The following is a 3,744-nucleotide window of genomic DNA, read 5'->3' on the forward strand; positions in this document are numbered from 1 at the left end:
CCGGCACACAGATGACCACTGACCGCGAAGCGGTTGGAGGGCACTCTGTGTATGCTGGCTTGGTAGATAATAGGGAGTATAAAGGGGAGGGAAAGAACAGGTCAAATAAGAGAGCAGCGGAAGGGACTCATGTGGACAATGGTGGACGGACAAGCCGACCACGCATTGACGCACAATCGCCCCGAAAGATAGAGGGGAACGCCAGAAACGCTCCGCGCTCAACAAGTATTCTTTGGGATTACCGCAAAGGCAAAAGCCCCCCAAAAGAGGGCTATTATCTGATATGGCTTGTTTAGTCTCACACAGACAGAAATGGAAGGCTCAAGAAGGTATCAAATAACTGAGGCTAGAATGCTGATCACAGCCAAGGCGATAAAGAGTAAGACGGCTATACCAACCAGCATCCGAATGTAATTTCGGAGTTTCACAAGAGCCATACCGATAGCCAATGCTGGTACGGTCGTAACAATGACACGAATAGCTTTATGCCAGTCTGGGCTAACTAAATGGGTATGAACTAACCACCCAGTTAATATGGAGCCAATCAAGAAAAGCCCGCATACCCACTTCCAATCCATTTCCGCATCGTATTCTTCTTGCGAAAGATATCTATCCCCAACTCTATAGCGAGCCATGTATTCATTCTCTGAGTAAAAAAATATCGACGACCCTAGCGCCAAAAAACACAAGAAACAACCATTGGTCTTATTTGCTGATGTTAGATAGCGCCGAGTTTCTTTTTCCGAAAATATGTTGCTCGGCTAATGCCTATTTTGACCCAAGGTTCATTCAAACTTGGACGGCCGCCCCCTTTAGATTTTTTCCCACCTTTAGCGCCCTGTTTAGCCTGCCATGCGCTGAATCCAGCCTCGCTAAAGTGCTGATACGTCCAACGGGCAACGCTTCGGGCGGTATGGGTAACTTCGTTCCCTGGCAAAGGTTGTTCAAAGGTGCGGGTGTTGTACCACTCGGCCCGAGTTCGACAGGCTTCAAACCACTGATCAAACGCTGGCCACCCCTGCCGGATAGCCTTGTAAGACCATTTGGCGAGGTACTCAAACAGGTTGCAGTTACGCCCCAGACCGTAATCCGGTAAGCGCCGCTGATTGTCGTAGGGGCTTAAATCCAGATAGTCGGCTAACCAGTTCAGGTCGTACAGGTAGTGCTGGAAGGTGGTTACTCGCCAGCTTGGGTGCAGCGGGTTCTTGCAAATTAGCCCTGTGTAGCCCCGATCTGCGCCCAATTTTTCACGTAGCGCGGCTTCAATGGCGGCGGCATACCGTAAGGGATGGGAGCGACCATCGGGAGCGGTACGGATCGAGACTTCCAAACCATACAGCAGGTGCGCATGGCCGTTTTTCGGGTTGGTTACGACGATATTCGGGGCAGGTGCGCCAATGTCTGACCAATCCAGCGTGGCATTGTGCTTGTCGACATCGAAAACGAGCCAGTATTTATGCGTGGGGCCGTTCGGTTGGATATGCCGCGATTTGATAGCGTGCTGAACCTTAGCAATGGCAAGGCCGGTCACTAATTCATCGGTATGGTATGGCTTGGCCGGTAATCTGGCCTTAAACAGGTCTAGTTGGTTCAAAAAGCACCGCGCAGATGGCGGTTGAGTTGTTGTGCTGACTGATCCATGTGTTAAACTCACTGTAGGATTTATTCCTGCCCCTGAACTTCTCACCCATCCGCCAAGTTGGTTATGAGAATTCGGGGGTTTGTTTTTTCTGGGGTTATCGTAACGCGTTGAGCCTGCTTAGGATAGTACCGGATTCACATCGACATCCCCCAATCATTGCTGCGATCCCGCTCTAACCGTTTCTCTTGCCGTATAGCGTTGCCCACTGCTGGAGCTGTCCGCTCAAGTTGCTGACTTGCACGCTCAAGCTGCTGACCTGTTTGTTTAAGACTGTCACTTGCTGGCGCAAGCTGGCGTTCTCGGTCGATACGCTCGAGAACATGCTGGTTAAGTTCTTGTAAGCCTGTTCGAATTCGTTGAGTCGCGCGTCTTGCTGCGTCTGTAATTCTTCTAATGCGTTCAAAAGCTGCTGTTCTAGCTCGGTCATCGCTTAATACCCCTCCGGTATCCTCCACGGATAAACGCCCTTCTGGGTGTCCCCAAACGTGCCTGCATCCAGATCGATCTTCACGCACAGGCGTTTCTTGTCGCCGCAGGTGCTCATTTGAATTTTCCCCCCTTTGGCTTCGAGCTGCTGGAGCGTGTCTTTCTGCTCGCTGATGGTCTGCCAATTCTGGGTGATCATCTCGCCTTGTAGCCAAATCACGCCGTAGGAGGCTGTCAGGATGGCGATCAGGCTGAGGCCCATCCAGAGCCATGTTTTTAACAGTAAGGCCCGTATACGACGATTCTGGGCGTTTATAGCGTCGCTGATTATCGTCTCGCTTGTGCCTAAAGCAGTGCTGATAAACGTTTCGTGCGTCTCGAGTGCGGTCGCTAGACGTTTTTCGGTATCGTTCACTTGCTGCTTCGATTTCTCCTCGAAGCTCTGGGCCAAATCGAAAATTTTGCTCATAAATCATTCCCTTTAACCGGATATTACGGCCACCATCCGGATCAGCTATCGAAATGCTGCTTTTGGTCTGCCGACAAACGGTGAAACCTGCGTGCTCTAAGCTCTGCACGACATCACTGCGATCTTTTATCGTCCCGAGTTCAGCCAGCCTTAGCAGGCTGTCGGTGATGACTCGAGCGGCTTCCTGCTTGATAGGCGGCAGGTTGCGCGGTGTCACTAGCTCGCGCTTCTTCATCGGGTCATTCGGGTCGAGCAAGGATAGGCTGGCGTTCATGCCCGTTTTCCATGCGTCAATTCGGGGCCGATCTGCTCGGTCAAAATAGGGCTGTAACCGCTTTCCACTGGTTAATTCGATGTTCGGGACGACAAAATTCAGCTCTAAACGCCCTTTGTCTTTGTGCTCGACCCACAAACAGGCGTACTGATCCGCATCTAAGCCGGGGAGTAACGCTTTTTCAAAACTGGTCATCAGTTTGTCTTTGGTGGCACGGTCGAGATCAGCTTCTTCAAAGGAGAGCACGCCAGAGGTGTATTTCTTGGCGTAAGGGCTGCTATCAATCAGGGCTTTGATGTCGTCAGGGTTGCCACGGTCAAGCGTTGCCCCTTCCCGATCTCGATTTTTGCCCAGCAGATAATCCACGGGACCGCTGCCGCCACCGACACCACGGGCATGAAACTTAACGATCATGGCTATTCTCGGCCTTGAGCCGCGCCAGTTCGCGCTGAATGGTGGTTAATGCTGCGACTATCTGGATACGGTCGATGGGCTTCCATTCATGGCTGTTAATGGCTCGGGCTATCTGGTTTAGGTTGTTCCCTAAGCCGGAAAGCTGCCGCAGCAACGCGGGGTCGATACGGGGTGTCTTAGCCGATTTCGTTGATCGGGTTTCAGCACCAAGACAGGTATCCCGCATCCATTCGGCTAACTTCGGTTTCGTGCTACGGGCCACCAGTTCGGCGTACTCATCATCCGTGGCCCTTATCTTGATGATCTTGGTTCTGGTTACGCTCATCGTTACTCCGCTTCAGCTCTTGCTTTGCCCATTCACCCGCTCGGCGCATGTCTTCTCGCAAAGCACGGATCTCGTCGTCGGTAAGTTTCCTAAATTGGCCCATAAGTCACCGTAAAGCTGACATTGAAAAGTGCCTCCCAAGAGGCAGTTTTTAATGGCGGCCAACTGGGGTAAAGGGGGCGTTAGCGCCCCTT

General features: G+C 51.8%; 5 protein-coding genes and 1 pseudogene. All 6 read right to left on the minus strand.

What is annotated here, in order from left to right; genetic code table 11:
* Window positions 1–332: 332 nt before the first annotated feature.
* On the minus strand, window positions 333–635 hold the full coding sequence (locus L975_RS18285) for a hypothetical protein (protein ID WP_047706685.1): 303 nt from the start codon (window positions 633–635) through the stop codon (window positions 333–335).
* Between the two features lie 83 nt (window positions 636–718).
* A complete protein-coding gene (locus L975_RS00840; RefSeq protein WP_047706687.1) occupies window positions 719–1,594 on the minus strand; it encodes a replication initiation protein in 876 nt (291 codons plus the stop codon).
* Between the two features lie 220 nt (window positions 1,595–1,814).
* Window positions 1,815–2,069 carry an MbeD family mobilization/exclusion protein gene (locus L975_RS17980; protein WP_047706688.1) on the minus strand — a complete coding sequence of 85 codons (255 nt, stop codon included), beginning with the start codon at window positions 2,067–2,069 and terminating at the stop codon, window positions 1,815–1,817.
* A 3-nt stretch (window positions 2,070–2,072) separates the two neighbouring features.
* A complete protein-coding gene (locus tag L975_RS18700) occupies window positions 2,073–2,537 on the minus strand; it encodes an MbeB family mobilization protein (RefSeq protein ID WP_047706690.1) in 465 nt (154 codons plus the stop codon).
* Window position 2,538: 1 nt separating this feature from the next.
* Window positions 2,539–3,225, minus strand: a pseudogene (locus L975_RS17985) (relaxase/mobilization nuclease domain-containing protein); the annotation flags it as partial.
* Entirely contained in the window at window positions 3,215–3,550 is a 336-nt protein-coding gene (locus L975_RS00855) for a MobC family plasmid mobilization relaxosome protein (RefSeq protein WP_015396717.1), read from the minus strand. The pseudogene L975_RS17985 and the gene L975_RS00855, both read right to left, overlap by 11 nt.
* Between the last annotated feature and the right edge of the window lie 194 nt (window positions 3,551–3,744).

This window comes from Plesiomonas sp. ZOR0011 (assembly GCF_000800945.1).
Lineage (GTDB): Bacteria > Pseudomonadota > Gammaproteobacteria > Enterobacterales > CAMTGL01 > Plesiomonas > Plesiomonas shigelloides.

Bases quoted from the DNA above. Each gene is read 5' to 3' on its own strand.
- L975_RS18285 (WP_047706685.1), bottom strand. From the start codon at position 635: ATGGCTCGCTATAGAGTTGGGGATAGATATCTTTCGCAAGAAGAATAC.
- L975_RS17980 (WP_047706688.1), bottom strand. From the start codon at position 2,069: ATGACCGAGCTAGAACAGCAGCTTTTGAACGCATTAGAAGAATTACAG.
- L975_RS18700 (WP_047706690.1), bottom strand. From the start codon at position 2,537: ATGAGCAAAATTTTCGATTTGGCCCAGAGCTTCGAGGAGAAATCGAAG.
- L975_RS00855 (WP_015396717.1), bottom strand. From the start codon at position 3,550: ATGAGCGTAACCAGAACCAAGATCATCAAGATAAGGGCCACGGATGAT.